This is a genomic window from Cutibacterium sp. LaCa_255 (assembly GCF_057458005.1).
Genome location: NZ_CP190956.1, coordinates 778615 through 802328 on the forward strand (window position 1 = coordinate 778615; position 23714 = coordinate 802328).

Genomic DNA, 23714 nt, shown 5'->3' on the forward strand with positions numbered 1-23714 from the left:
GTCAATTCTGGTGCAAATCCGTGTTGAGCTCGATCTTGTGGTGGCCACGTCCGAGAGCCTTGACGACACCGGTCGTCGAGTCGCGGATGTAGAGGATGTCGTCGGCGCCGGACAGCTCCGAGGCCTTGACGACCTTGCCGTCGGGCAGGGTCACCTTGGTGCCGGCAGTGACATAGAGGCCCGCCTCGACGACGCAGTTGTCGCCCAGGGAGATCCCAATTCCGGCCTCGGCGCCCAGCAAGCAGCCCTCTCCGATCGTCACCTGCTCCTTGCCGCCTCCTGACAGGGTCCCCATGATGGAGGCGCCGCCGCCGATGTCGGTGCCGTCGCCGACGACGACACCCTGGCTGATGCGTCCCTCGACCATGGAGTGCCCCAAGGTGCCAGCATTGAAGTTGACGAACCCCTCGTGCATGACGGTGGTTCCCTCGGCCAGATGGGCTCCCAGACGGACGCGATCGGCGTCACCGATGCGCACCTCGGTGGGAATGACGAAGTCGACCATGCGCGGGAACTTGTCGACGAGCAGGACGGTGAAGGGGGCATGGGCGATGCGCGCCTCCATTCGTGCCTTCTCCAGATCGGCCATCCGGATCGGGCCGATGGTCGTCCACGCGTTGTTGGGCAGCACACCGAAGATGCCGTCGAGGTTGATGGTGCGGGGCTGAGCCATGCGCGATGACAGCAGGTGCAGACGCAGGTAGGCGTCGGGGACGTCACCTGGTGCCTCGTCGAGATTGATGACGGTGCGCACCACCTCGGTGTGCACGTTGCGAATGGCGTCACGACCGGCTTCGGTGACTCGGTACAGGTCGTCAGGGACCTCGGATTCACCAGGGGCGCCCAGTTTGGGCTCGGGGTACCAGGTGTCCAGGACATCGCCGTCCTCATGGACGGTGGCCAATCCCCAACCCCAGGCCTGACGGTCGGTCGGGGCGGTTTGTGAAGTCGTCGTCTGCGTCATGACCACGAGTCTAGTTGCAGGTTGGCACGACCTAACGGTGTCGGTGCCGTCCACTAGATTGAAGGGTCGTGGAAAGGTGCCGCCCATGTTTCTGGCCCTCCGAGAGATTCGTCACCAGCGTGGACGATTCGCCCTCATCGTTGCCGTCATCGCGCTGATTGCGTACCTGGCTTTCTTCCTGGCATCTCTGGCGACCGGACTCGCCCACTCCTACCGCTCAGCCATCGACGACTGGGACGCCACGTCGGTGGCTCTCACGGACGATTCCAATGAGTCGGTGACGGCCTCGCGCCTGTCGAAGGACCAGGTCGAGGTGGCGACCACGGACAATGATGCTGAGCCCCTGGTCGTCTCGGGGGTGGTGCTCAAGGCTGCCGATTCATCCCAGTCGGGTCGGGCGAAGGTGAGTGCTTTCGCCTTCGGTATTGATCGATTCGGGTTCCTGGCCCCTGAAAAGGTCGGCGGTGGTATCACCGAGGGACGCAGCATTGAGCACCCGGACTCCGAGATCGTCGTGGATGACACCGTCGCCCGTGAAGGCTGGCAGGTGGGGGACAAGCTGCAACTCAACTCCAATTCCCACACCTGGACGATCGTCGGCTTCACCCACGATCAGACCTTCCAGGCCACCCCGGTGATCTTTGTCGACGAGAAGGCTCTTGCGAAGGAACCACCGACGGATGCGCCGGTGGCCGTCAATGCCGTCGTGAGCCGGATCGGCTGGAGCCCGTCACAGGCTCGCGACCTCGGCAAGGCCGAATTGACGACGCTGTCGAGTGACGACTTCGTCAAGACCCTCGCCGGGTACGACGCCCAAGTCCTCACCTTCGGCCTCATGATCGGCGCACTTGTCATCATTGCCTCTTTCGCACTCGGGATCTTCGTCTACGTCCTCACCTTGCAGAAGAGAGCGGCCCTCGGGATCCTCAAGGCCCGCGGGGTGCCGACGAGCTACCTCGTCCGTTCCGGGGCGATCCAGACCCTGCTCCTGGCCCTCGTCGGATTGGCGGTCGGCCTGGCCCTGACCCTCCTGACGGGTACTGTCCTGCCGGACAAGGTGCCCTTCCAGTTCACCTGGTGGCTTTACGGAATAACCACGGCAGTATTCGCCCTGTTCTCCGTGATCGGTGGTTTGTTGTCGGTCAAGGTCATCTCCGGCATCGATCCCGTGGAGGCGATTTCATGACAAGTCCAGTACTGCGTCTCGACGGGGTCTCCAAACAGTTCAACGACGGGGACGAGACGATCCAGGCCCTTGCCGAGACCGACCTCTCGCTCAACCGAGGCGAATTCGTCGGAATCCTTGGGCCTTCCGGGTCCGGGAAATCCACCCTGCTGACGATTATGGGTGGCCTGCGTACGCCAAGCACCGGAGAGGTGATCATTGACGACCAACCCTTCTCCGCCCTGCCCGAGAAGAAACGGGCCCGGATGAGGTTCGCCAAGCTGGGTTTCGTCCTGCAGGCCTCCGGACTGGTGCCCTTCCTCACCGTCGGTGACCAGTTCGTGCTCCATGGCAAGGTGGACCATGCCCCGCTGGACCGCGCGCGTCGGGACGAGTTGCTGGAGTCCCTCAAGATCCCCCATTACGTCGACGCCTATCCCGGTGACCTGTCGGGAGGTGAACGTCAGCGGGTGGCCATTGCCACGGCCCTGTATCACGACCCGGAGATCGTGCTGGCCGATGAACCGACGGCGTCCCTGGACACCGAAAAGGCCTTCGACGTGGCCGAGATCCTTGCTGATCAGACTCATTCCCGCGGTAAATGCACCGTCATGGTGACCCATGACGAGCGTCTCGTCGATCACTGCGACCGGGTACTGAAGATGGCCGACGGGGTGCTGACCGAGATCACAAACCACGAGCCGAAGAGAGATGTCTCCGGTCCGGTCCTGTCCGAGGTGGGGACAGGACCCTTGCTGCGGGCAGCTGCCAAGTCCCTGTGGAACCGGCATTGAGGTGGTCGAGAGCCTGGTGCCAGACGGTTCAGTACAGTGAAGATCATGCAACTCGACCTCGCTGGTGACCTCCATGACCTGTTTCGCGACATCGTGGACATTCGCTCCGAAAGTCTCCATGAGGATCAGCTCGCCGACACCGTCGAGGAATCCCTGCGAGGTTGTGACCATCTGACGGTCACGAGGATCGGAAACTCGATCGTGGCGGCCACCAACCTGGGCCGGGATTCCCGTGTCCTCGTCGCTGGTCACCTGGACACCGTTCCGGTGGCTGACAATCTCCCCAGCCACGTCGAGACCCGCGACGACGGTGACTACCTGGTCGGCAGGGGAACTTGCGACATGAAGGGAGGAGTGGCCGTCGCACTGCATCTGGCAGCGACCCTGGCCGCGCCCAGTCGCGACGTCACCTGGGTGTTCTACGAAGCGGAGGAGATCGCCGCCGAACACAACGGGCTGCTCAAGGTGCGATCTCACGAAGAGAGCTTGCTCGACTGCGACCTGGCCATCCTCATGGAGCCCACCGATGCCATCATCGAGGGAGGCTGTCAGGGGACGATGAGGTTCACCCTGACGACCGAGGGGCAGGCCGCCCATTCCGCCCGATCCTGGGCTGGTCACAATGCCATTCATGACCTATTGCCGATCCTCCAGATCCTGCAGGACTGGCAGGCTGACGGCGACCACCTCGTCGAGGTCGATGGGCTGACTTATCATGAAGGACTCAACGCGACGATGGTGCAGGGTGGACTGGCCGGCAACGTCGTCCCCCCAACTGCCACGGTCCAGATCAACTACCGGTTCGCCCCTGACAAGACCGCTCAGCAGGCCGAACAGATGATGCGCACCATGTTCGCCGACTGGACGATGGAGATCCTCGATCTGTCCTCCCCGGCGCGGCCGGGCCTCGACAAGCCGCTGGCTCGGTCCTTCGCCCGATCGGTCGGAACGACCCCGATGCCGAAATACGGCTGGACGGATGTGGCTCGGTTCTTCGAGATGGGACGTCCAGCCCTCAATTTCGGGCCTGGCGACGCGATCTATGCCCACAAGGCCGATGAGTGTTGCAAGTTGTCCAGCCTCGACGATTGCGCCCGAGCGCTGGAGTCGTGGCTTCGTGAGCGTTCGGAAGGAGATCACTGATGGTGTGGGCGTTGTGTGGGCTTGTCATTGTCATCATCGGACTGGCGGTGCTGGCAGCTTCTGGCAAGTTTGGGCAGGTGCCGGCGGTCGTCGATGATCGTCCGGTCCCTGACCTGCCCGAGGGCGATCTGAGCGCCGATGACCTGCGTTCGGCCCACTTCGCGGTGGTGCCGAGAGGCTATTCCATGCGCCAGGTGGATCAGCTGCTCGACCGTATGGCAGCCCAGTTGGAGGCAGCCCCAAAGGAGGGTTTCGCGGACACTGCGGAGCACGCCCCTAACGGAAAGGGCCTGGATACGGAATAATGGGGGTTGCACCACTGCCCAGTGATTGAGGAAGAGTGACATGGCAGCTATGAAGCCCCGTACCGGAGACGGTCCCATGGAGGTCACGAAGGAGGGCCGTGGCATCATCATGCGCGTTCCAGTCGAAGGTGGCGGTCGGCTAGTTGTTGAACTCAACGCTGACGAAGCCCAGGAACTGCTCGAGTGCCTCCAGGGTGTCGTTGGCTGACGCAGACGGCTGAGAGACGGTCGTGCCCGGCTCCGAGGAGCTGGGCACGACTGCATTCATACGGATCTCTCAGGCGTTGTGACGATTGATGGCAGTCTTGTAGACCTCAATGGTCTGCTCGGCGATCCGTGCCCAGGAGAACTCATCGATGCAGCGTTGACGACCAGCGGTTCCGAAAGCCTTGGCGCGCTCCGGATCGCGGGTGAGGTTGTTGATCGCTGCGGCGAAGGCCGACTCGAAGCCGACCACCTGCTCGGGGGTCGAAGAGTCGGTCGGGACCCCACTGACCAGATGGCCAGTCGTCCCGTCGACGACGACCTCCGGAATGCCACCGGCTCGGGAGGCGACCACCGGGGTGGCGCAGGCCATGGCCTCGAGATTGACGATGCCCAGCGGCTCGTAGACCGAGGGACACGCGAAGACCGTGGCGGCCGAGAGCACCTGACGGACCGACGGACGCGGCAGCATCTCCTGAACCCAGATGACCGGGGCCTTGCGGGAAGCCCGCACCTCGTCGAAAGCTGTCTTGAACTCCTCACCGATCTCGGGGGTGTCCGGCGCTCCTGCCAGCAGGACGAGCTGAGTGTCGGGATCGAGTTCGGCAGCGGCGCGCACCAGATGAATCAGACCCTTCTGACGGGTGATGCGTCCCACGAAGACCACCGATGGACGCTCCGGATCCATGCCGATCTCGCGGCAGACGTCGGTCTCGGTGACGGGGTGGAACTCTTCGGTGTCCACACCGTTGCGCACCACGTGTACCTTGTCCGGGTCGAGTTCCGGGTAGGCGCGCAGCACGTCCTTCCGCATACCATCTGAGACCGCGATGATGGCGTCGGCGGCGTCGTAGGCCGTCTTCTCGGCCCACGAGGACAGCCGGTATCCGCCACCGAGCTGCTCGGCCTTCCACGGCCTGTCGGGTTCCAGGGAATGGGCGCTGATGACGTGCGGGACGTCATGGAAGACGCCGGCCAGTAGACCAGCGAGATTGGCGTACCAGGTGTGGGAATGGACGAGATCGATCCCGTCAGGGATCGCATTGACCATGGACAGGTCAGCTCCGAAGGCCCGCAGCGCGCCGTTGGCGCCCTCCGGGTAGTTCTCGGCATGGGCGGTGGCTCCCTCGCGTGGCTCTCCCATGCACTGCACATCGACGTCGATGAGGTTGCGGAGATGGGGGACGAGTTGCGCGACGTGGACGCCGGCTCCTCCGTAGATGGTAGGAGGGTACTCGCGGGTCATGACGGACACGTACATGGCTTGATCGTCCCACAAAGACGGCGCCGACAGGTCAATAGGGTGGCCTTGTTGTCAACGAATCACAAACTCTCCACGACAGTGCCCGTTTGGGGTCGTAATCATCGCCCCTCAGGAACTCGGTGGCGGTAGATTGAGGGCCATGGCAAAGACGCGTCCCAAGGTTCTGTCCATCGTCCTCGCTGGCGGCGAGGGCAAACGCCTCATGCCCCTCACGATGGACCGTGCCAAACCAGCCGTTCCGTTCGGCGGTACCTATCGGCTCATCGACTTCGTGCTGTCGAACTTGGCGAACTCGGGCCTCACCCAGATCGCGGTGCTGACCCAGTACAAGTCGCACTCCCTCGACCGTCACATCTCCATCACATGGAGGATGTCGACGATGCTGGGGTCGTACGTGACCCCGGTCCCGGCCCAGCAGCGTCTCGGGCCCCGTTGGTACCAGGGCAGCGCCGACGCCATCTATCAGTCCCTCAACCTCATCAACGACCAGAACCCCGATTACGTCGTGGTGTTTGGTGCCGACAACATCTACCGGATGGACGTCGACGCCATGCTGCAGTACCACATCGATTCCGGTCTGGGATGCACCGTCGCCGGGATCCGGGTGCCTCGCAAGGAGGCCTCTGCCTTCGGAATCATCGATGCCGACGAGAACCACAGGATCACCGAGTTCCTCGAGAAGCCCGCTGATCCGCCTGGCCTGCCGGATTCCCCAGACGAGTCCTTCGCCTCCATGGGTAATTACATCTTCAGCCGCGAGGCTCTGGTACAGGCCTTGCACGACGACTCTCATACTGCCGATTCGCGCCATGACATGGGCGGCGACATCATCCCCAGGTTCGTCAACGCCTCCGATGCCCAGGTCTACGACTTCCGTGACAACGAGGTTCCGGGCAACACCGACAAGGACGCTGACTACTGGCGAGACGTGGGCACCATTGATGCCTACCACGACGCGCACATGGACCTGGTGTCGGTCGAGCCGGAGTTCAACCTGTACAACCCTGACTGGCCCATCTGGACCATGCAGGAACAGGCTCCTGGCGCCAAGTTCGTGATGCGTGGCTCCTGCGATGACACCCTGGTCTCGGCCGGGTGCATCATCTCCGGAACTGACATTTACCGCACGGTGCTGGGTCCGCGCGCCCGCATCGAGAGGTGGGCTCGTGTCGACGAGTCGATCGTCATGAACAACGTGACAATCGGGTCCAACGCCACCGTCCACCGCGCCATCCTTGACAAGAACGTCGTCGTTCCCGACGGGGCCCAGGTGGGCGTCGACCACGACCACGACCGCGCTCGCGGATTCACCGTCTCTCCAGGCGGTGTGACGGTGGTCGGCAAGGGCATCACCGTCCCCTACTGATCGGACGATTCACAGGACGCACGAAGCGGCTCCCCGGATCATCGGGGAGCCGCTTCGTCGTGGCTGATCGGGATCAGCCCTTCGTCGCCAGCAGCAGACCGTCGCCCACCGGCAGTAGGACGGGGGTGAACTCCTCGGTCTCCAGCACCGAGTCGAGGGTCTCGCGGATGATGAGGGTGTCGTCGTCTTCGTTGTCAGGGTCCGCGACGTGGTTGTTGGCCAGTGCAGCATTGGCGATGACGACTCCGCCCCGGCGCAGCAGACGCAGTGCTTGGGAGACGTACTCGACGTACTCCAGCCGGTCACCGTTGATGAGGACCATGTCGTAGGCGTCGTCGCGCAGCTTGGGCAGCACGTCCAGTGGGGTGCCGGTGATGAGGCGCACCCGGTTGGAGCGGATTCGTGCCAGGGAGAGGACCTTGCGGGCGGCAGCCTGACGCTCGGCATCGGGATCGATGCTGGTCAGCACGCCTTTGTCGGTCATGCCCTCCAACAGGGCCAGGGCTGAGACGCCCGCGTCAGTACCGACGGTGACGACGTTGCTGGCCTGCATGGTGCGTGCCAGGAAGGTCAGCAGGGCAGTGGTGCCGTTGCCGAGCACCTCCCACTGATCGGCACGTGCGGCCTCGCGGGCCTCCTGCAGGGCCGGCGAGGGGGCGACGAAGCCGTCGGCGTACTCCCACGACCGGGCGTCTGGGGCTTGATGTCTGGGCTGTGCTGGACTCACACGGACAGCCTAGCCCGCCGAGGGCATCTCGTGGCTACCATGGGCACCAGGTATACAAGGAGGTCTCGCATGTCTGCTCCCGTTTTCGGCCGTTTGCTCACGGCCATGGTGACTCCGATGGCGTCCGAAGGGGTGGTCGACCTGCGTCGGGCCGGCGAATTGGCGCACAGACTCGTCGATGAGCAACGCAATGACGGCATCGTCGTCAATGGCACGACCGGCGAGTCCCCGACGACTACTGATGCCGAGAAGGTTGACATGGTCAGGGCCGCCGTCGATGCCGTCGGGTCGGACGCTGCGATCGTTGCCGGTGTCGGGACCAATGACACCGCCCACACCGTTGAGCTGGCCCGTCAGGCTGCCGATGCCGGCGCGGACGGACTGTTGGTCGTCACCCCGTACTACTCCAAGCCCTCTCAAGCTGGCTTGATCGAGCACTTCACCACCGTCGCCGACGCCACCGATCTGCCGATCATGCTCTACGACATTCCCGGTCGCAGCGGAACCCCGATCGAGACGAAGACCCTCATCGAGCTGGCCGACCATCCCAACATCGTGGCCGTCAAGGACGCCAAGGGGCAGGTCGTCGAGTCGGCAACGGTGTTGGCCAACACCACCCTGGCCTATTACTCCGGCGATGACGCCATCACACCGGCCCTGTTGTCGGTCGGTGGGGTCGGACTCATCGGGACGTCGACCCACTTCACCGGCAGGCGAATGCATGAGGTCATCGACGCTTACGTCGAAGGGCGGATTGACGAGGCCCTGGCGATCTACCGCGAAATCCTGCCGGTTCTCACCGGAGTCTTTGCCGCCCAGGGTGTCACCATGGTCAAGGCCGGGCTGGCGCACCAAGGATTTGACGTCGGCGGGGTTCGTCTTCCCCAGACCATGCCGACGCCCGAGCACACCGAGCCCTTCTTCGATCTACTGGATCGTACTCAGCTGTGACAACCCTGCAGTGACATGGGGAGGCCGAATTCCGGGGTAGCATATGGGGCATGTCCACAGCAGGTCCAGCGGAAATCGCGGTACTCATCATCATTGCTGTGCTCATGTTTGGGCCTGACAAGTTGCCCGAGATGGCCCGCAAGGCGGCGCGCGTCTATCACTACCTCAAGAACATCGCGAACAACACGAGGGACCAGCTCCGCAGCGAGCTGGGACCGCAGTTCGCTGATCTCGACTACCAGGACCTCAAGCCGCAGAACTTCGTGCGGAAGTACGTTCTCGATGGTCTGCAGGATGATATTGACGAGATCAAGTCTGACCTGTCCGACGTTCGATCCGACCTCGACCTGGGCCTGGCAGACATCCGCAACTCGGAAGGGTTGCCGGAGGCGCCGTCGGAATCGGGCCCGGAGTCAGTGCACGACTCCAGCCAGCCGGTGCCCTTCGACACCGAGGCGACCTGATTCGCCTCGCAAATGATCCAGAGAAGAACTGGTCCCCGGTCAGTACTGACCGGGGACCAGTTCTTCGTAATGGTTGATCAGACTGGGGAGACTCCCAGGTTCATCCCGGCCAGTCCGCGCGGGCGGGAGTCGATGGTGCTCGCCAGTGCGTGGATGGCCTTGGCAGCCGGGGACTCCGGGTGGGCGAGGACGATGGGGTCCCCCTCGTCGCCGCCGCTGCGCAGATCGGCGTCCAGCGGAATCTGGCCCAGCAGCGGGATCTCGGTGCCCAGACGCTCCGACAGGGCATCAGCAGCCTTCTGGCCACCGCCAGTGCCGAAGAGGTCGACGCGGAAGGTCTCGCCCGACTTCGGGGCGGTGACCTCCAGCCACGACATGTTCTCGACGACGCCCATGACACGCTGCTGCATGATCCCGGCCATCGTTCCGGCACGCTCGGCGACCTCGGAGGCAGCCTGCTGCGGGGTGGTGACGACGAGGACCTCGGCGTTGGGCAGCTTCTGGCCCAGGCTCATGGCGATGTCGCCGGTGCCGGGCGGAAGGTCGATGAGGAGGTAGTCGAGGTCGCCCCAGTGGACGTCAGCCAGCAGCTGGGTGAGAGCACGGTCGAGGATCGGGCCGCGCCAGGCGATGACGTCGGACTTGTTGGGCTTCATCATGCCGATGCTGATCGACTTGATTCCCAGACCAGGGACCGGCAACAGCATGTCATCGAGGGGAGTGGGGTGGGCGTCACCCAGGCCGAGCATGTCAGGTACTGAGTGGCCATAGATGTCAGCGTCCAGCAGGCCGACCTCGCGACCCAGCTGAGCCAGGGCCAGAGCCAGGTTGACGGTCACCGAGGACTTGCCGACGCCACCCTTGCCGGAGGACACCGCGATGACCTTGGTGGTGTTTCCGGGCTGGGCGAAGGGGATGACGCGTTCGGGGACGCCGCCGCGCAGCTGCACCTTGAGGGCATCACGCTGCTCGTCAGTCATGGTGCCGAGCTCGACGGAAACGCTGGTGACCCCATCGACACCGCGGACGGCCTCGGTCACCTGCTCGCGCAACTCAGTCTTGAGGGGGCATCCGGACACGGTCAGCAGGACGCGGACGAAGGCGCGTCCCTGATCATCAACGGTGATCTCATCAACCATGTTGAGATCGGTGATGGGGCGTTTGATCTCGGGGTCATTGACGTGCGTGAGAGCTTCGGCAACGGCCTCGACCAACGGGTTATCGGTGCTCATGCTGACTTGTCTACACACCGTTGGGCCCCTCGGACAACTCGCCGATCGCGAACCGACTCCGATCAGCGCGATCCGGAGGGCGCCGGAGAGGCCTCAATCTCCTCCAGAAGGGAGCGCAATTCGTCCCGCAGCTCGGAGCGCAGGTAGTCACGGGTCGCCAGTTCACCCATCTGCATCCGGATGGAGGCGACCTCCCTGGCCAGGAACTCCATGTCAGCACGGGACTGGGCAGCCACTCGGCGGTCCTCGGCCATCGACACCCGGTCACGGTCCTCCTGGCGGTTCTGGGCCAGCAGGATGAGGGGAGCCGAGTAGGAGGCCTGGGTGGAGAAGAACAGGTTGAGCAGGATGAACGGGTACGGGTCGAAGCGCAGCTTGTAGATCGCGACGAGGTTCCAGATGATCCAGGCGAGAACGACGACCGTCATGTACGCGAGGAATTTCGCGGTTCCCATGAACCTGGCGGTGGCCTCGGCGAACTGGCCGAACTTCTCGGAGTCCAGCTGCACCTTGGGGCGTCTGGCCTTGCGCGGTCCCGGGATGTCGAGACGATCGGCGTCGTGGATCCTCTGATCGCCGTCAGCCATGGTTCACCTCCAGAAGCTCGCCGTCCATCTGGTCGCCCCGCCAGTCGGCGGGCAGCAGGTGGTCGAGTAGGTCGTCAACGGCCACTGCCCCGACGAGCTGGTTCGTCTCATTGACGACCGGAACCACGACGAGGTTGTAGGTGGCGAAATAGCGGCTCACCGCACCCACCGGGGCGTCCGTGCGCATGGGTTCGAGATCAGTGTCGATGATGGCCGAGACCATCGTCGAGGGCGGCTCGCGCAGCAGACGCTGGACATGCACCGCTCCCAGATATCGGCCGGTCGGGGTCTCGGTGGGAGGACGACACACGAAGACCATGGAGGCCTCGGCAGGGGTGATGTCCTCGTTGCGGACCAGGGCCAGCGCGTCGGCGACGGTGGCATCGGGGGCGACGATGACGGGCTCCGGGGTCATCATGGCGCCGGCAGTGAACTCGGTATAGGCCATCAGGGAGCGGACGTCCGCGGCGTCGTCAGGCTCCATGCGGGCCAGCAACTGATGGGCGGTGGTGTCCGGCAACTCCTTGATGAGGTCCGCGGCGTCGTCGGGGTCCATCTCCTCGAGGATGTCGGCGGCGCGGTCAGGATCGAGGACGGTGATGAGGGAGACCTGCTCGCCCTCCGGCAGCTCCTCGATGGCGTTGGCGAGTTGGTCGTCGTCAAGGGCCATGGCCACCTCGGCGCGACGATGGGGATTCATGTCGTGCAACTCGCGGGCCATGTCGGCCGGTTTCATTTCGTGCATCTCGGCGATGGTGCGCTCGGTGGACTGTCGGGAGGCCAGCACCAGGGAGGGTACTTCGCGCCAGTCGACGATGGTCGGGTTGCTGGGGGTCTTGCGGATGAATCGGCCCCGTCCGGACTCGGCCAGGGCCACCTCGTTGATCTCCCACTCGCGGCTGCGCACCGGGGCCATCGAGACGTCCATCACCCACACCTGCTTGCCGTCGCGGGTGAAGGTACGGTCGAAGAGGTCCTCGACGACGAGGGTCTCGGAGACGCGGCGGGAGAACACCTGGGTGTTGACGGTTCCCGAGATCATGATCTGCACCGCGTCGATGGCGTGCACCCGGACCATGGGCACGAATATCCGCCGACGTGCGAAGAGCTCGACGACGAGGCCGCGCACGAGCGGGGCGCGGCCAGGGGTACGCATCTGGACGACGACGTCCCTGACCTTGCCGACCTGATCGCCGTTGGCATCCATGACGGGAAGGCCACGAATCCGGGAGATGAATACCGACTGGGACCTGTTCACCTCGCACAATCTACCCGGAGGGCCAGTGACGATGCCGTGACCGATGACGGAGGACTGTCGGTGGCTGTCCGTACACTGTGGTCCAGACTAAGGAGGTAGCCGTGACGATGAGTGTGATGCCGGGCAGGGCAGATGCCATGATCAATCTTGAATACCCGCAGTCGGTCGTTGTGGTCGACGATTACGAGACGGCCCAGAAAATTGTCGACGAGCTGTCCGACAAGGAGTTCCCGGTCGAGAACCTGTGCATCGTCGGAACTGACCTTAAGACGATGGAGCGGGTCACCGGTCGTCGTACCTGGGGCTCGGTGCTCGGCCAGGGGGCCGTCTCCGGACTCGGTATGGGTCTGCTGGTCGGCCTCATGATGATGTTCTTCACCACCGGCGAGGCCATTTTCGTGGTGTTGCTGACAGGTCTGCTCGTGGGCGTCATCATCGGTATGATCACGGCTGCCATCACGTATGCGATGTCGGGTGGGGAGCGCGACTTCAACTCTGTCCAGCAGGTTGTTGCCACCCATTACGAGGTGCTGGCCGAGCACAAGGTGGCTGCCAAGGCCCGTGAGATGGTTGCCGAGATGCCCTTCATGAGGGCCAAGGCTTTCCAGGGCTGATCCTCTCCGGGTAGACCCGCCGACAAGTCCGGGCGGTGGTGGTGGCAGGATCGTGGCCGTTCGAGCCTAGGTCCATGACTGACGGCAATCACCACCAGCGAGGATTTTCATGACCAACACCGTCGCCACCAGAAACGCCGTGCCGAAAGGGGTGACGATTCTCTTCGGGATCACCGCCGTCGTCATCACTGTCACTCTGGCTCTGGGATCAACGGTGTGTGCCACCGATGCGTCGGCATCCTGCCCGAACTGGCCCGGCTGTTATGTCGGACGCCTGACTCCGATGGATGCGACCCAGCCATGGGTGGAGTTCATCCACCGCGTCATCTCGGCCTCGGTCGGCATCTTCGCGGTCGCGAGCGTCATTGTCGGAATCGTGTATCGGCGGGTCGACAGGTTGCTCGTCGCCCTGCCGATCGTCGCCCTGCTGGGCGCACTGACCTCCGGGATCTTCGGCATGATGACGATCAAGTGGGGGATCAACGCCGTCGAGGCGTCCTTCGACCTGCTGGCCGCCATCATCTCGATGGGTGCGATGTGGCGGGCCTTCTTCGTCTCCCGCAGGCCGCGCTCCCCGTGGATCTGGAATGGGCGAACCAAGCTCGGCGTCGGTGCCGTGGTCTTCCTCGTCGTCGGTCACTTCTTCGCCGTCCAGGTTGCTGGCCCCGGGTCGCTCACCCGTTGCATGGGCTGGGCCATGTTCGTGCGCGGCGCCGGCGATGGACCGTTGGCCGGTTGGGTGGCTCAGCAGGCCATTGCGGGCATCGGGATGATCCTGGCGATCGTCTTCCTGCTGGTTCGCTGGGGGCGTCGCAATGGTTGGGACATCCTGTGCGCCGTGCTCATCGTCATCGAGATCGTCGCCGGGATCCTCATCGCCGTCAATGGGTCGAACCACGGTCTGGGAACCCTGCACGCCATCCCGGCCGTCCTCATCCTGTGCCTCACCATGACGGCGACGATGCGCAGCGCTAGGGGCTGAAAACCCCGGCGCTGCGCATCGGCAGTGCTTGTGGCCAGCGGGTGCTGATGATCAGTGGGAGGTGCGTCCCCAGATGTCGGCCATCCAGGCCTCGACCTCGTCGATCTGACGTGGGCAGTCCTTGGACAGCCACTCGGGTTCACCGTCAGTGATGTACAGGTCGTCCTCGATGCGGACACCGATGCCACGGAACTCCTCGGGGACCAAGAGGTCTGTCTCCTTGAAGTAGATGCCCGGCTCGTCGGAGACGCACATGCCCTTCTTGAGCGGTCCGGAGTAGTCCTGACGACGTGCCTGGTTACAGTCGTGGACATCCATGCCGAGGTGGTGGGAGGTGCCGTGGACCATCCAACGACGGTGCTGGCCGCCCTCCGGGGAGAGGCACTCCTCGACGCTGACTGGCAGGATGCCCCACTCGTGGAGGTACTCGCAGATGACGCGGATGGCCGCCTGGTGGATCTCCGCGTGGTCGTGTCCGACCTTGGCGACGGCAGCGGCGGCGTCCTGGGCCTCCAGGACGGCCTGGTAGACCCGACGTTGGGCCGGGGAGAACGTGCCCGAGATCGGCAGGGTACGCGTGATGTCGGCGGTGTAGAGGGAATCGACCTCGACACCGGCATCGATGAGGATGAGCTCTCCGGGACGCAGGTCCCCGTCGTTGCGCACCCAGTGCAGGGTGTTGGCGTGGTCACCGGCGGCACAAATCGAGCCATAGCCGACCTCATTACCGAGGTGACGGGCGACCCGTCCGAAGGTGCCCTCCATCCAGCGCTCACCGCGTCCCTTGCGCACGGCCTCCGGGATTTCGGCGATCATGGACTCGAAGCCGACCTTGGACTTGAGGCAGGCGTCGCGCAGCTGCTCGACCTCCCAGTCGTCCTTGCAGAAACGCGCGGCTGAGGAAAACTCGTAGAGCTCCTCGTCGGCCTCCTCGGAGCCCTTGGGGCGTAGGGAGTCGACGGTCGCGGTGACGTTCTCATCGGCGTCACGGATGACACGAACCGTCACGTCGCCGGCTGCCAAGGCGCTGTTGAGCTGAGAGATGTCGCGGCAGGTGAGCCCCGTCATGGCCGACATCTCCTCCAAGGACTCACGCTTGCCGACCCACATCTCGCCGTAGGTCGGATCGGCGTAGAACTCTCGGTCCGTGCGCGGGGCACGCGGCTTGAAGTACAGCACGTCTCGGGTCTCGGCGGTGGTGTCTACGACGAGCACCGCATTGGGTTCCCGGTCGGTGCCTAGGCCCGAGTAGTAGGCGAAGGCGGTATTGGGACGGAAGGGGTAGTCGCAGTCGTTGTTGCGGCGCATGAGATGCCCAGCCGGAATGACGAGTCGGTCCCCGTCGAAGCGGGCGGCCAGGGCGTCACGGTGAGCAGTCGCCGAGGGCACGGAGCCGAGCGGCTCCGGAAGCTCGTCGGGGTAGGGGGCCCAGTCCGTGGGGATGAACTCGACGAAGGCCTTGGAGAACGGGGTCTGACGCTTGGGGACCTTCTGCTCCTCGGCCTGCTTCATCTGTTCGTTCAGATCTGACGACCTCGTCTCGGTCATATGTGTCGGGACCTCCGTTGGTTGATGGTGTGACTCCCAGTGTAGGTGCCGATGACATGGAAGTACTGGCAGACGACGACTGGCTCGTCAGTGATGTCCTTGAGGGGAACGAGGTCGATGTCGGTGTGTTCGATGACGCACACCCGTCTGCCGTCAGAGTCGACAACCACCTGCCGGTCGCCGACGGACGGCATCCCCCCGAAGCGGTCGCATTCCTCCCTGAGACATGAGGTGGTGATCCCACCGGAAAGGATGGCCGCCACGAGACGGTCCCGCATCGGACCGGGGAAACCAATTCGCCGTCAGGCAGGGTGCCGTCCCCGCGCATCCCCCTACCTACGGGAGGTAGGCTGAACACCACATGTCAACAGGGCCTGCTCAACGGGGCCAGAAACGCAGGAGGTCAGCGTGAAAGCCGCGGCACAGGATCAGTGGAAGCTTCTCGATCTTGCACGAACTGACCGTCTGATCGCCCGTGCCCAGCACCGTCGTCAGACCCTGCCCGAGCTGGCCGAGCTCAAGGACCTCGCGGTCCAGCGCAGGACCCTTGCCGAGGAGGTCGTCGCCAAGTCGACCGCGCTGTCGGACGCCAAGATGGAACAGGAGCGCATCGAGGGCGACCTCGAGCCGGCCCGTGCTCGCATGGAGCGCAATCAGAAGACCGTCGATTCCGGTTCCGTCACCGACCACAAGGCCTTGAAGGGTCTGACCGAGGAGATCGAGCATCTCGGGCGACGCATCAGCCTGCTGGAGGACGCCGAGCTCGATGCCATGCAGGCCGTCGAGGACGCCGAAGCCGCTCACTCCGACGCGGATCGTCGTCGTATCGAGCTGGATGGCCACATCCGCACCGTCCTCGCGTCTCGCGATGCCGGTCTCAAGGGGATCGACGACGAGCTGGTCGAGTTGTGCCGGTCTCGCGAGACCCAGGCGGGTGGTGTCCCGGTGGATCTCCTCAAGCTCTACGAGATGCTGCGCGAGCGCACCGGGATGGGGTGTGCCAAGCTCGTCCACGGGGTGTGTGAGGGATGTGGCATTGCTGCGAATCCGGCTGACCTGCGCACCTATGTCGCAGCCGCCGAGGACGACGTCGTGCGTTGCGAGGAGTGCGACCGGATTCTGGTGCGCACCGAGGAGTCTCTTTGAGAATTGCGCCGTTGCCCGTGTGGCGACGATGCGGCAATGACCGTAGAATCGACGGTCGGACGAGCCATCCGGGTGATCGCGGCAGTCTTGAGCTGTCGAGGAAAGTCCGGGCTCCACAGAGCAGGGTGGTGGGTAACGCCCACCCGGGGTGACCCGCGGGACAGTGCCACAGAAAACAAACTGCCGGCTTTCGGGCCGGTGAGGGTGAAACGGCGGGGTAAGGGCCCACCGCGTCATCGGTGACGGTGACGGCACGGCAAACCCCACTCGGAGCAAGGCCAAGAAGACCACGAGGTCGCGGACGTGTTCGAGGGCTGCTCGCCTGAGCGTCCGGGTAGGCTGCGCAGCCGAAAGGCTGGAGGATGCCAGTAATGGCGTTCACAGATGGATGATCACCGGCCCTGAGGGGCCACAGAACCCGGCTTACAGGATGGCTCGTCCCTTCTATCATCGGGTCCATGAAGTTCGGAATTCGTACTCCCAGCCTGTCCAGAACCATCTCGGCCAGGACGCGTGGTCGAGTCACGAGGACTGTCAAGCGCACCCTCATTCCCGGTTATGGCCGTAAGGGAATGGGTTGGCTGCGAGATCCACGTCGAGCCGCCTACAACAAGGTTTACCGGAAGACGACGATGCGTTTCGGTGACCTGTTCAAGTGAGGTAACCCCTTGGAGGAGGGCATACGAAGGGGATGCTAACATGCTCACGTCAGGTTGCTGGTGGCCCCACCAGCGCTGGAATCCGGTGAGAAGCCGGAGCTGACGCGCAGCGGTATGACTGATCTGCCCCGGCGAACGCCACTGGTGCCATGAGCACTGGGAAGGAGCCGGGAACGGAGACGAGGTCGAGCCCGAAGACCACCTGACGCCGTCCTGTCGGTACCCGGTCGCGCACGCCGAACACAGAAAGCTGGCTTACTCATGCCCGTCACCCCGTCATCCCTTCGCCGCGTCCTCGTGGCATCAATGCTTCCCGCCGTCCTGCTCGCCGGCTGTGCCGGTGCCCCCAAGGACTCCGCGTCATCGTCGTCTTCCTCGGTCTCAGCGTCGGCTTCTGGTCCGATCACCATCACCAACTGCGGACAGCAGGTCACCCTCGACAAGCCCGCCACGAGGGCAGTGACCCTCAATCAGGGAGCCACTGAGGACGTGCTGGCCATCGGCGGGGAGTCCAAACTCGTCGGCACCGCCTACCTTGACAGTGAGATCCCGGCGAAGTGGAAGAAGGCCTATGACTCGGTCAAGGTGCTCTCCAAGGAGTACCCGTCCAAGGAGACCTTCCTGGCCGCCAAGCCTGATCTGGCGCTGTCCTCGTATTCCAGCGCTTTTACGGACAAGGCCATCGGCACGCGTGATGAGCTGAAGAAACAGGGAATTGCCACCTACATCAGCCCCTTCGGCTGCCCCAAGGGCACGCCCTCGGCCGAAACCACCTGGGAAAACGTCTGGAAGGAAATGACCGAGGTGGGGACTCTCATCGGCGTCAAGGATGCGGCTGACAAGGCCATTTCCAAGCAGCGAGATGCCCTCAAGGAGGTCACCGGGAACAAGCACGGCACCGGGACGTCGATCGTCTGGTTCGACTCGGGAGACAAGACTCCGTTCATTGGCGCCGGACATGGCGGACCCCAGCTCCTCATGGACGCTGTCGGTGCCAAGAACCTCTTTGCCCATCTCGACGGCGGTTGGGCAGACGGCTCCTGGGAGAAGATTGTCGCATCCAACCCTGAGGTCATCGTGGTCGCCGATGCCAGTTGGTCCACGGCGACGTCGAAGATCGACTATATGAGGAAGGACCCCGTCCTCAGCCAGATGAAGGCCGTCAAGGAGAACAAATTCGTCACCGTGCCGTTCTCCCAGAGCACCCCTGGTGCCGAACTCGTGGACGGTGCGAAGACCCTCAATGACGGTCTGGCGAAGATCACCGGCAAGTGAGTCGTCAGCGTAGTTGGCTGATCACCGGCATCCTCGCGATGGCCTTGGTCGGCAGTGTCCTCGTGGTGCTCGGGACCGGGGCGGTACACGTTCCTGTCCATGATGTCGCGAGGGTGGTGGCCCGGCGATTCCGTCTCATCGAGGGCGCCGACGTCACCGTTCTCGATGATCAGATCGTGTGGCAGCTGCGGGCTCCGCGCGTCATCGGATCGATGGCCGTCGGCGCTTTGCTGGCGATGTGCGGCGCGGTACTGCAGACCCTGACCGGTAATGACCTGGCCGACCCCTATCTGCTCGGCATCTCCAGTGGAGCCTCGGTAGGTGCGGTCTTCATCCTCATCATCGGAATCTCCAGCACTCTGGGGCAGTCCGTCCTCATGACACTGGCCTCCTTCGGCGGGGCGGTCGGGGCCCTGGTCATGGTGCTGGCCATGGCCACTGGCAAGTCCGGGGAGTTACCCGCCAGCCGGACCATCCTGGCCGGGGTGGCCGTCGGACAGTTGTGCGGCGCGGCGGTGTCCATGATGATCATGGTGTGTGGTGAGTCGAACGCAGCTCGATCAGCCCTGTCGTGGACCCTCGGGTCGTTCACCGGTGTGAGATGGGGATCGACGATCACCCTGGCCGTCGCCACCGTTCCGGCCCTCATCGCCGGGATGGCATTGTGCCACACCCTTGACGCCTTCGCCTTCGGTGACGTCAGCGCGATGTCCCTGGGAGTACCGGTCAACACTGTGCGCTGGATGATCATGGTTGGCACCGCCCTGCTGACCGCTCTCAGCGTGGCCTTCGTCGGCCCCATCGGATTCGTCGGGCTGACGGTCCCACACATCGTGAGGTTCTGGACCGGGCCGCGACACGCCCGGCTGCTACCGGTGTCGGCCCTCGTCGGGGCCCTGCTCATGGTGTGGTCCGACACCGCAGCGAGGTGCTTGCGCCCTGGCACCGAGATTCCCGTCGGGGTCATCACTGCGGCCGTCGGAGCCCCGGTGCTGGTCGTCCTGCTGCGTCGACAGGCGTCTCGATCATGAGTGCCGGGACAGCAGCAACGTTGCGAGCTGAGGATCTTGGTTGGACGGTCGACGGGACGACGGTCTTGTCCGGGGTCGACGTGGAGATTCGGCCAAAGGTCATGACGATGGTCATCGGGCTGAACGGATCCGGGAAGACGACCCTGTTGCACCTGCTGGCCGGGTTGCGGAAGCCCAGCGCGGGGCGGGTGTGGTTGGGGGAGCGTGATCTCTCCGGGATCGGGGCCAAGGAGCGCTCCCGGGTGATGGCCCTTCTCGAGCAGAGTCCTTCGGCTCACGTGGAACTGACGGTGCGTGACGCCGTCCAGCTCGGACGCATTCCCCATCTGGGAGGCTGGGGGATCGGCAATCTCAGTCGCCGAAGAGGGCGTGACGGAGATGCCGTCGAGAACGCGATGGCGTCAACCGGAGTTGCCGATCTTGCTGACCGGGCATGGTCGTCCCTCTCGGGAGGGGAGAGGCAGCGGGTCCAGTTGGCCCGAGCCCTCGCCCAGGATCCTGAGATTCTGCTCCTGGACGAACCCACGAATCATCTCGACCTGCGTCACCAGATTGACCTGTTGGAGAGAGTGCGTGGTCTTGGTCTGACAACGGTGACCGTCATCCATGATCTTGACCTGGCCGCCGCCTACGCGGATGACCTCGTCGTGCTGGACTCGGGCCGGATGGTCGCAGCAGGGTCGGCCTCCGAGGTACTGACTCCTGACCTCGTCCGTGAACATTTCGGAGTCGACGGCGAGGTTTGGTCAGATTTCAGACGTGGATTCACCTGGCGGGGATTGCAGCCATGACGACGCGCATCGCGGTCTCGCTGCGCTGGGAGGATTCCTCTGACGCGGTCAGCGCAGAAGCAGTGGCCCGTCACGTGGATGCCGACCGGAACGCATGTCTGCAGGGTCCTGGACCGGCGCTCGTAGATGTCCTCGACGCCGCTGACGACGACCGGGTCGAGCTCGTCGGATGGAGTTGCGATGACGGACCGGTGCCGCTGTCCTGGCTTCGTCGCGTCGCCGGCCAGTGGGTCCGTGTCCATGAGAACGGACCCACCGTCGTCGTGCATGTCGGGGTTGTACGTCCCGACCAGGAGTTTGCCGGCGAGTGGCGAACCGTGACCGGAGCCGAAGCGCCGTTGCACAACCCTGCCTGGCGGGAATTCCCCTCCTTCCGACACCATCTGCTCACCTGTCGAGGACCTCGCTGCAGCGCAGCCGGCGCCGCCGACCTGCATGCACGCCTGCAGGAGAAGCTGGCCCAGTCACACGCCTTGGACACAGAGGTTCTCGTCACGGTGACGGGGTGCATGTATCCGTGCAACCACGCCCCACTCATCGTGGTCTGGCCGGACGGCAAGTGCATTCAGTTGACCGAGGACAACCTTGACCGCATCGTGTCAGAACTGACCGGGCCATCCCGTCAGTGACGGGAAGGCCCGGTGGTAAGGATCAGCAGCATCGTGCCTGGGGGTTGCGGTCCTGACGGTCGCACTGGTCGCGCCAGAACGCCTTCTCCGGCATCGGCTCATGACCCGTGTGTCGACACCACTCGAGGTAGTTGTCGTAGGCGTCAGCTCCCGTGACCCCGCGCACCCACCACCGCAGTGACGACCACCATCGTCGCCACAGTGGATCGGTGGGCAGATGCCGTGGTGCGGCGCTCACGCGTGTTCCTTGTGAACGTGCTCCAGGTCAAGCTCGCGATGGGTCTGGTAGAACTCGTCCCACTCGGCCTGAAGATCTTTCTCGGCCTTGCTGGCGATGAGGCCACTGGGGGCGAAGAGGTGCGACGGCTTGGCCGGATCCTCGGTGTTGATGATGTTGTGGCCTCGCAGCGCCTGAACGGTGCGGATGCAGGCCGCGATCATGACGATGAGGGCACAGACGACGAAGATGATCGACATCGTCCCCTGAATAGCGGTGTTGCCGACGACGGTGCGCATCTCGTCGATGTCCTTGGCCTGGCCCAGCGAGGTCTTGCCAGCGGCGATGGCCCGCTTGTACGTCATGTGGTTGGCCCAGTAACCGATCTTCGGGTCGGGGGAGAAGATCTTCAGCCAGGATCCGTACACCGTGATGACGGCGGTGAAGAGCATCGGCACGAAGATGATGAGCAACCGCCATTTGTGACCAGCTCGGGCGAAGACCACCAGGCAGATCGACAGGGCGACGGCCGCCAACAACTGGTTCGCGATGCCGAACAGCGGGAAGAGGGTGTTGATGCCGCCCAGCGGGTCATTGACACCCATGAGCAGAATCGATCCCCAACCGGCAACCATGATCGCGGTGGTGAGCCAGGATCCGACCTTCCAGGAGTGGTCCGTGAGGCGGGGCCAGAAGTTGCCCAGGGCGTCCGAGAGCATGAACCGGGCGACGCGAGTTCCCGCGTCGACCGAGGTGAGGATGAACAGCGCCTCGAACATGATCGCGAAGTGGTACCAGAAGCTCATCATGGCCTGACCACCGAAGAGCTGATGCATGATCGTCGCGAGGCCTACGGCGAGGGTTGGTGCGCCACCGGTACGGCTGATGATTGACGTCTCGCCGACAAGTTTGGCCGTCGTCGTCAGGGCGTTGGCATCGGTGTGCACACCGGACAAACCGAGTGAGTTGACGTAGGCCACTGCGCTCTGGACGGTGCTGCCCGTCGCCCCGGCGGGGGAGTTCATGGCGAAGTAGATGCCACGGTCCACTGACAGGGCAGCAACCAGAGCCATGATCGCGACGAAGGATTCCATGAGCATGCCGCCGTAACCGATGAGGCGGGCCTGGGACTCCTTCTCGATGAGTTTCGGGGTGGTGCCCGAGGAGATTGTCGCGTGGAATCCCGACAAGGCGCCACATGCGATCGTCACGAAGAGGAAGGGGAACAGCTTTCCGGAGAAGACTGGACCAGTACCGGTGTGTGCGTAGACCGTCATGGCCGGGACGGTGATGACCGGACGGACGATGACGATAGAGACAGCCAGCATCGCGATGACGCCAACCTTCATGAAGGTTGACAGGTAATCACGGGGAGCCAGCAGCATCCAGACGGGAAGCACTGCGGCGATGAATCCGTAAAGGATGATGGCCCAGGCCAGGAACGGCTTGCTTAGATGGAGTGCGCTGGAGATGGCGGTGTTCTCGATCCAGGCTCCCGAGGCGATGGCCAGCACCAGCAGAACGATGCCGATGAGGGAGACCTCGAGCACCTTGCCAGGGCGCAGGTAACGCAGGTAGAAGCCCATGAGAAGCGCGATCGGAATCGTCAGACCGACGCTCCACACTCCCCAGGACGAGGCAGCCAGGGAGTTGACGACCACCATGGCCAGGATGGCCACGATGATGAGCATGATCGTCAGGGTGGCGACGAGGGCGGCGATGCCACCGAAACGTCCCAGTTCGTCCTTGGCCATCTGACCGAGGGATCGTCCGCCCCGTCGCATGGAGATGACGAGGACGAGGTAGTCCTGCACAGCCCCAGCAAGGATGACGCCCACGATGATCCAGATCGTGCTCGGCAGGTAACCCATCTGGGCCGACAGCACCGGCCCGACGAGAGGGCCGGCGCCCGCGATGGCGGCGAAGTGATGGCCGTAGAGGATGCGGCGATCCGTGGGCACGAAGTCACGGCCGTTGTAGTCATACTCGGCCGGGGTGGCCCGGTCGTCGTCGGGATGGACGAGTTTGTCCTGGATGTAGGTGGCGTAGAACCGGTAACCGATGAAGTACGAGCCGACGGCGGCGAAGACGAACCAGATGCCGTTGACGGTTTCACCCCGTCGCACGGCTAGCATCCACCAACCGAGGCCGGCAATCGCAGAGATGAATATCCAGACGACCATACGCAGTGGCGTCCATTGCTGCTGGCGTGACCGCTCTTCGGCAGACAGACTGACGGCTGGCATACCTTCGGGAATATCTGATTGATGATGAGGTGGGGCGGTTCCCATGGTGACCTCCAGTTGTCATTCAGTCCGATCGCGCGGCGCGACAATGCGGTGAAACCGTGCGACGAGGCCGCGGGATGGTGAGGACAGTGCCGCCTATCCCTTGGCTC

26 protein-coding genes, 1 other RNA gene and 1 riboswitch are annotated in these 23714 nt (G+C 63.9%); of the genes, 17 read left to right on the forward strand and 10 right to left on the reverse strand.

The window, feature by feature from the left end; all coding sequences use genetic code 11:
• Position 1 precedes the first annotated feature (1 nt).
• Positions 2-964, reverse strand: coding sequence for a 2,3,4,5-tetrahydropyridine-2,6-dicarboxylate N-succinyltransferase (gene dapD, locus ACP8ML_RS03395; protein WP_117189337.1), 963 nt, complete (start codon positions 962-964; stop codon positions 2-4).
• Positions 965-1049: 85 nt separating this feature from the next.
• Between dapD and ACP8ML_RS03400 the strand changes: the two genes are divergently transcribed.
• Genes ACP8ML_RS03400 through ACP8ML_RS03420 form a run of 5 tightly spaced genes read left to right on the forward strand, consistent with a single transcriptional unit; the run spans position 1050 to position 4579 of the window.
• On the forward strand, positions 1050-2150 hold the full coding sequence (locus ACP8ML_RS03400; protein ID WP_117189336.1) for an FtsX-like permease family protein: 1101 nt from the start codon (positions 1050-1052) through the stop codon (positions 2148-2150).
• Entirely contained in the window at positions 2147-2923 is a 777-nt protein-coding gene (locus ACP8ML_RS03405; RefSeq protein ID WP_117189335.1) for an ABC transporter ATP-binding protein, read from the forward strand. Before ACP8ML_RS03400 ends, ACP8ML_RS03405 begins: the two co-directional genes overlap by 4 nt.
• Positions 2924-2968: 45 nt before the next feature.
• The gene (gene dapE, locus ACP8ML_RS03410; RefSeq protein WP_117189369.1) at positions 2969-4066 is read left to right on the forward strand and encodes a succinyl-diaminopimelate desuccinylase; all 1098 of its coding nucleotides are present in this window, start codon (positions 2969-2971) and stop codon (positions 4064-4066) included.
• Positions 4066-4371 (forward strand): DivIVA domain-containing protein, encoded by a 306-nt coding sequence (locus ACP8ML_RS03415; RefSeq protein ID WP_021108724.1) that lies wholly within the window; start codon positions 4066-4068, stop codon positions 4369-4371. Before dapE ends, ACP8ML_RS03415 begins: the two co-directional genes overlap by 1 nt.
• Positions 4372-4411: 40 nt before the next feature.
• Positions 4412-4579, forward strand: coding sequence for a DUF3117 domain-containing protein (locus ACP8ML_RS03420; protein WP_004811928.1), 168 nt, complete (start codon positions 4412-4414; stop codon positions 4577-4579).
• Between the two features lie 69 nt (positions 4580-4648).
• Here the strand turns inward: ACP8ML_RS03420 and glgA are convergent, their stop codons facing one another.
• Positions 4649-5836, reverse strand: coding sequence for a glycogen synthase (glgA, locus tag ACP8ML_RS03425; protein ID WP_117189334.1), 1188 nt, complete (start codon positions 5834-5836; stop codon positions 4649-4651).
• A 142-nt stretch (positions 5837-5978) separates the two neighbouring features.
• On the opposite strand from glgA, the gene glgC reads away from it, so the two are divergent.
• Entirely contained in the window at positions 5979-7205 is a 1227-nt protein-coding gene (glgC, locus tag ACP8ML_RS03430; protein WP_016667216.1) for a glucose-1-phosphate adenylyltransferase, read from the forward strand.
• A gap of 73 nt (positions 7206-7278) precedes the next feature.
• Here glgC and ACP8ML_RS03435 read toward each other — a convergent pair whose 3' ends face one another.
• Complete coding sequence (locus tag ACP8ML_RS03435; protein WP_004811925.1) at positions 7279-7932, reverse strand: O-methyltransferase; 654 nt, start codon at positions 7930-7932, stop codon at positions 7279-7281.
• 69 nt (positions 7933-8001) lie between these two features.
• Here ACP8ML_RS03435 and dapA point away from each other — a divergent pair, with 69 nt between their 5' ends.
• A complete protein-coding gene (dapA, locus tag ACP8ML_RS03440; protein WP_117189333.1) occupies positions 8002-8883 on the forward strand; it encodes a 4-hydroxy-tetrahydrodipicolinate synthase in 882 nt (293 codons plus the stop codon).
• 50 nt (positions 8884-8933) lie between these two features.
• On the forward strand, positions 8934-9347 hold the full coding sequence (locus ACP8ML_RS03445; RefSeq protein ID WP_016667219.1) for a sec-independent translocase: 414 nt from the start codon (positions 8934-8936) through the stop codon (positions 9345-9347).
• A 77-nt stretch (positions 9348-9424) separates the two neighbouring features.
• Here the strand turns inward: ACP8ML_RS03445 and ACP8ML_RS03450 are convergent, their stop codons facing one another.
• The 3 genes from ACP8ML_RS03450 to ACP8ML_RS03460 form a co-directional block, all read right to left on the reverse strand.
• The gene (locus ACP8ML_RS03450) at positions 9425-10579 is read right to left on the reverse strand and encodes an Mrp/NBP35 family ATP-binding protein (RefSeq protein WP_036975823.1); all 1155 of its coding nucleotides are present in this window, start codon (positions 10577-10579) and stop codon (positions 9425-9427) included.
• 62 nt (positions 10580-10641) lie between these two features.
• A complete protein-coding gene (locus tag ACP8ML_RS03455; protein ID WP_004811921.1) occupies positions 10642-11166 on the reverse strand; it encodes a DUF1003 domain-containing protein in 525 nt (174 codons plus the stop codon).
• On the reverse strand, positions 11159-12424 hold the full coding sequence (locus ACP8ML_RS03460) for a magnesium transporter MgtE N-terminal domain-containing protein (RefSeq protein ID WP_081302725.1): 1266 nt from the start codon (positions 12422-12424) through the stop codon (positions 11159-11161). Before ACP8ML_RS03460 ends, ACP8ML_RS03455 begins: the two co-directional genes overlap by 8 nt.
• Positions 12425-12531: 107 nt before the next feature.
• Between ACP8ML_RS03460 and ACP8ML_RS03465 the strand changes: the two genes are divergently transcribed.
• Positions 12532-13038, forward strand: a complete 507-nt coding sequence (locus ACP8ML_RS03465; protein WP_171048598.1) for a YflT domain-containing protein — start codon at positions 12532-12534, stop codon at positions 13036-13038.
• Between the two features lie 109 nt (positions 13039-13147).
• Positions 13148-14020, forward strand: coding sequence for a COX15/CtaA family protein (locus ACP8ML_RS03470; protein WP_117189332.1), 873 nt, complete (start codon positions 13148-13150; stop codon positions 14018-14020).
• Positions 14021-14071: 51 nt separating this feature from the next.
• On the opposite strand, the gene ACP8ML_RS03475 is transcribed toward ACP8ML_RS03470, so the two are convergent.
• Positions 14072-15568 carry an aminopeptidase P family protein gene (locus tag ACP8ML_RS03475; RefSeq protein WP_065674126.1) on the reverse strand — a complete coding sequence of 499 codons (1497 nt, stop codon included), beginning with the start codon at positions 15566-15568 and terminating at the stop codon, positions 14072-14074.
• Positions 15565-15846 carry an ASCH domain-containing protein gene (locus ACP8ML_RS03480; RefSeq protein WP_065674125.1) on the reverse strand — a complete coding sequence of 94 codons (282 nt, stop codon included), beginning with the start codon at positions 15844-15846 and terminating at the stop codon, positions 15565-15567. Before ACP8ML_RS03480 ends, ACP8ML_RS03475 begins: the two co-directional genes overlap by 4 nt.
• Positions 15847-15976: 130 nt before the next feature.
• On the opposite strand from ACP8ML_RS03480, the gene ACP8ML_RS03485 reads away from it, so the two are divergent.
• From ACP8ML_RS03485 to ACP8ML_RS03515, 7 genes are all read left to right on the forward strand, one after another.
• Positions 15977-16714, forward strand: a complete 738-nt coding sequence (locus tag ACP8ML_RS03485) for a zinc ribbon domain-containing protein (protein ID WP_016667227.1) — start codon at positions 15977-15979, stop codon at positions 16712-16714.
• 60 nt (positions 16715-16774) lie between these two features.
• Positions 16775-17156: RNase P RNA component class A (gene rnpB, locus ACP8ML_RS03490), an RNA gene on the forward strand.
• Positions 17157-17172: 16 nt separating this feature from the next.
• Complete coding sequence (locus ACP8ML_RS03495) at positions 17173-17373, forward strand: hypothetical protein (protein ID WP_004811914.1); 201 nt, start codon at positions 17173-17175, stop codon at positions 17371-17373.
• A 34-nt stretch (positions 17374-17407) separates the two neighbouring features.
• A riboswitch (cobalamin riboswitch) is annotated at positions 17408-17593 on the forward strand.
• 41 nt (positions 17594-17634) lie between these two features.
• Positions 17635-18648, forward strand: coding sequence for an ABC transporter substrate-binding protein (locus ACP8ML_RS03500; protein ID WP_117189331.1), 1014 nt, complete (start codon positions 17635-17637; stop codon positions 18646-18648).
• Entirely contained in the window at positions 18645-19679 is a 1035-nt protein-coding gene (locus ACP8ML_RS03505) for a FecCD family ABC transporter permease (RefSeq protein WP_117189330.1), read from the forward strand. The genes ACP8ML_RS03500 and ACP8ML_RS03505 overlap by 4 nt, the downstream gene beginning before the upstream one ends.
• Positions 19676-20470, forward strand: coding sequence for an ABC transporter ATP-binding protein (locus ACP8ML_RS03510; RefSeq protein ID WP_117189329.1), 795 nt, complete (start codon positions 19676-19678; stop codon positions 20468-20470). Before ACP8ML_RS03505 ends, ACP8ML_RS03510 begins: the two co-directional genes overlap by 4 nt.
• Positions 20467-21099 (forward strand): (2Fe-2S) ferredoxin domain-containing protein, encoded by a 633-nt coding sequence (locus ACP8ML_RS03515; protein WP_065674121.1) that lies wholly within the window; start codon positions 20467-20469, stop codon positions 21097-21099. Before ACP8ML_RS03510 ends, ACP8ML_RS03515 begins: the two co-directional genes overlap by 4 nt.
• Positions 21100-21121: 22 nt before the next feature.
• On the opposite strand, the gene ACP8ML_RS03520 is transcribed toward ACP8ML_RS03515, so the two are convergent.
• Positions 21122-21337 (reverse strand): YbdD/YjiX family protein, encoded by a 216-nt coding sequence (locus ACP8ML_RS03520; protein WP_021104499.1) that lies wholly within the window; start codon positions 21335-21337, stop codon positions 21122-21124.
• A complete protein-coding gene (locus ACP8ML_RS03525) occupies positions 21334-23607 on the reverse strand; it encodes a carbon starvation CstA family protein (RefSeq protein ID WP_212750684.1) in 2274 nt (757 codons plus the stop codon). The genes ACP8ML_RS03520 and ACP8ML_RS03525 overlap by 4 nt, the downstream gene beginning before the upstream one ends.
• Positions 23608-23714: the final 107 nt, after the last annotated feature.

Bases quoted from the DNA above. Each gene is read 5' to 3' on its own strand.
- dapA (WP_117189333.1), top strand. From the start codon at position 8,002: ATGTCTGCTCCCGTTTTCGGCCGTTTGCTCACGGCCATGGTGACTCCG.
- ACP8ML_RS03470 (WP_117189332.1), top strand. From the start codon at position 13,148: ATGACCAACACCGTCGCCACCAGAAACGCCGTGCCGAAAGGGGTGACG.
- ACP8ML_RS03480 (WP_065674125.1), bottom strand. From the start codon at position 15,846: ATGCGGGACCGTCTCGTGGCGGCCATCCTTTCCGGTGGGATCACCACC.
- dapD (WP_117189337.1), bottom strand. From the start codon at position 964: ATGACGCAGACGACGACTTCACAAACCGCCCCGACCGACCGTCAGGCC.
- ACP8ML_RS03465 (WP_171048598.1), top strand. From the start codon at position 12,532: ATGAGTGTGATGCCGGGCAGGGCAGATGCCATGATCAATCTTGAATAC.
- ACP8ML_RS03525 (WP_212750684.1), bottom strand. From the start codon at position 23,607: ATGGGAACCGCCCCACCTCATCATCAATCAGATATTCCCGAAGGTATG.
- ACP8ML_RS03405 (WP_117189335.1), top strand. From the start codon at position 2,147: ATGACAAGTCCAGTACTGCGTCTCGACGGGGTCTCCAAACAGTTCAAC.
- ACP8ML_RS03510 (WP_117189329.1), top strand. From the start codon at position 19,676: ATGAGTGCCGGGACAGCAGCAACGTTGCGAGCTGAGGATCTTGGTTGG.
- ACP8ML_RS03495 (WP_004811914.1), top strand. From the start codon at position 17,173: ATGAAGTTCGGAATTCGTACTCCCAGCCTGTCCAGAACCATCTCGGCC.
- ACP8ML_RS03515 (WP_065674121.1), top strand. From the start codon at position 20,467: ATGACGACGCGCATCGCGGTCTCGCTGCGCTGGGAGGATTCCTCTGAC.
- dapE (WP_117189369.1), top strand. From the start codon at position 2,969: ATGCAACTCGACCTCGCTGGTGACCTCCATGACCTGTTTCGCGACATC.
- glgC (WP_016667216.1), top strand. From the start codon at position 5,979: ATGGCAAAGACGCGTCCCAAGGTTCTGTCCATCGTCCTCGCTGGCGGC.
- ACP8ML_RS03450 (WP_036975823.1), bottom strand. From the start codon at position 10,579: ATGAGCACCGATAACCCGTTGGTCGAGGCCGTTGCCGAAGCTCTCACG.
- ACP8ML_RS03400 (WP_117189336.1), top strand. From the start codon at position 1,050: ATGTTTCTGGCCCTCCGAGAGATTCGTCACCAGCGTGGACGATTCGCC.
- ACP8ML_RS03445 (WP_016667219.1), top strand. From the start codon at position 8,934: ATGTCCACAGCAGGTCCAGCGGAAATCGCGGTACTCATCATCATTGCT.
- ACP8ML_RS03500 (WP_117189331.1), top strand. From the start codon at position 17,635: ATGCCCGTCACCCCGTCATCCCTTCGCCGCGTCCTCGTGGCATCAATG.
- glgA (WP_117189334.1), bottom strand. From the start codon at position 5,836: ATGTACGTGTCCGTCATGACCCGCGAGTACCCTCCTACCATCTACGGA.
- ACP8ML_RS03415 (WP_021108724.1), top strand. From the start codon at position 4,066: ATGGTGTGGGCGTTGTGTGGGCTTGTCATTGTCATCATCGGACTGGCG.
- ACP8ML_RS03420 (WP_004811928.1), top strand. From the start codon at position 4,412: ATGGCAGCTATGAAGCCCCGTACCGGAGACGGTCCCATGGAGGTCACG.
- ACP8ML_RS03475 (WP_065674126.1), bottom strand. From the start codon at position 15,568: ATGACCGAGACGAGGTCGTCAGATCTGAACGAACAGATGAAGCAGGCC.
- ACP8ML_RS03455 (WP_004811921.1), bottom strand. From the start codon at position 11,166: ATGGCTGACGGCGATCAGAGGATCCACGACGCCGATCGTCTCGACATC.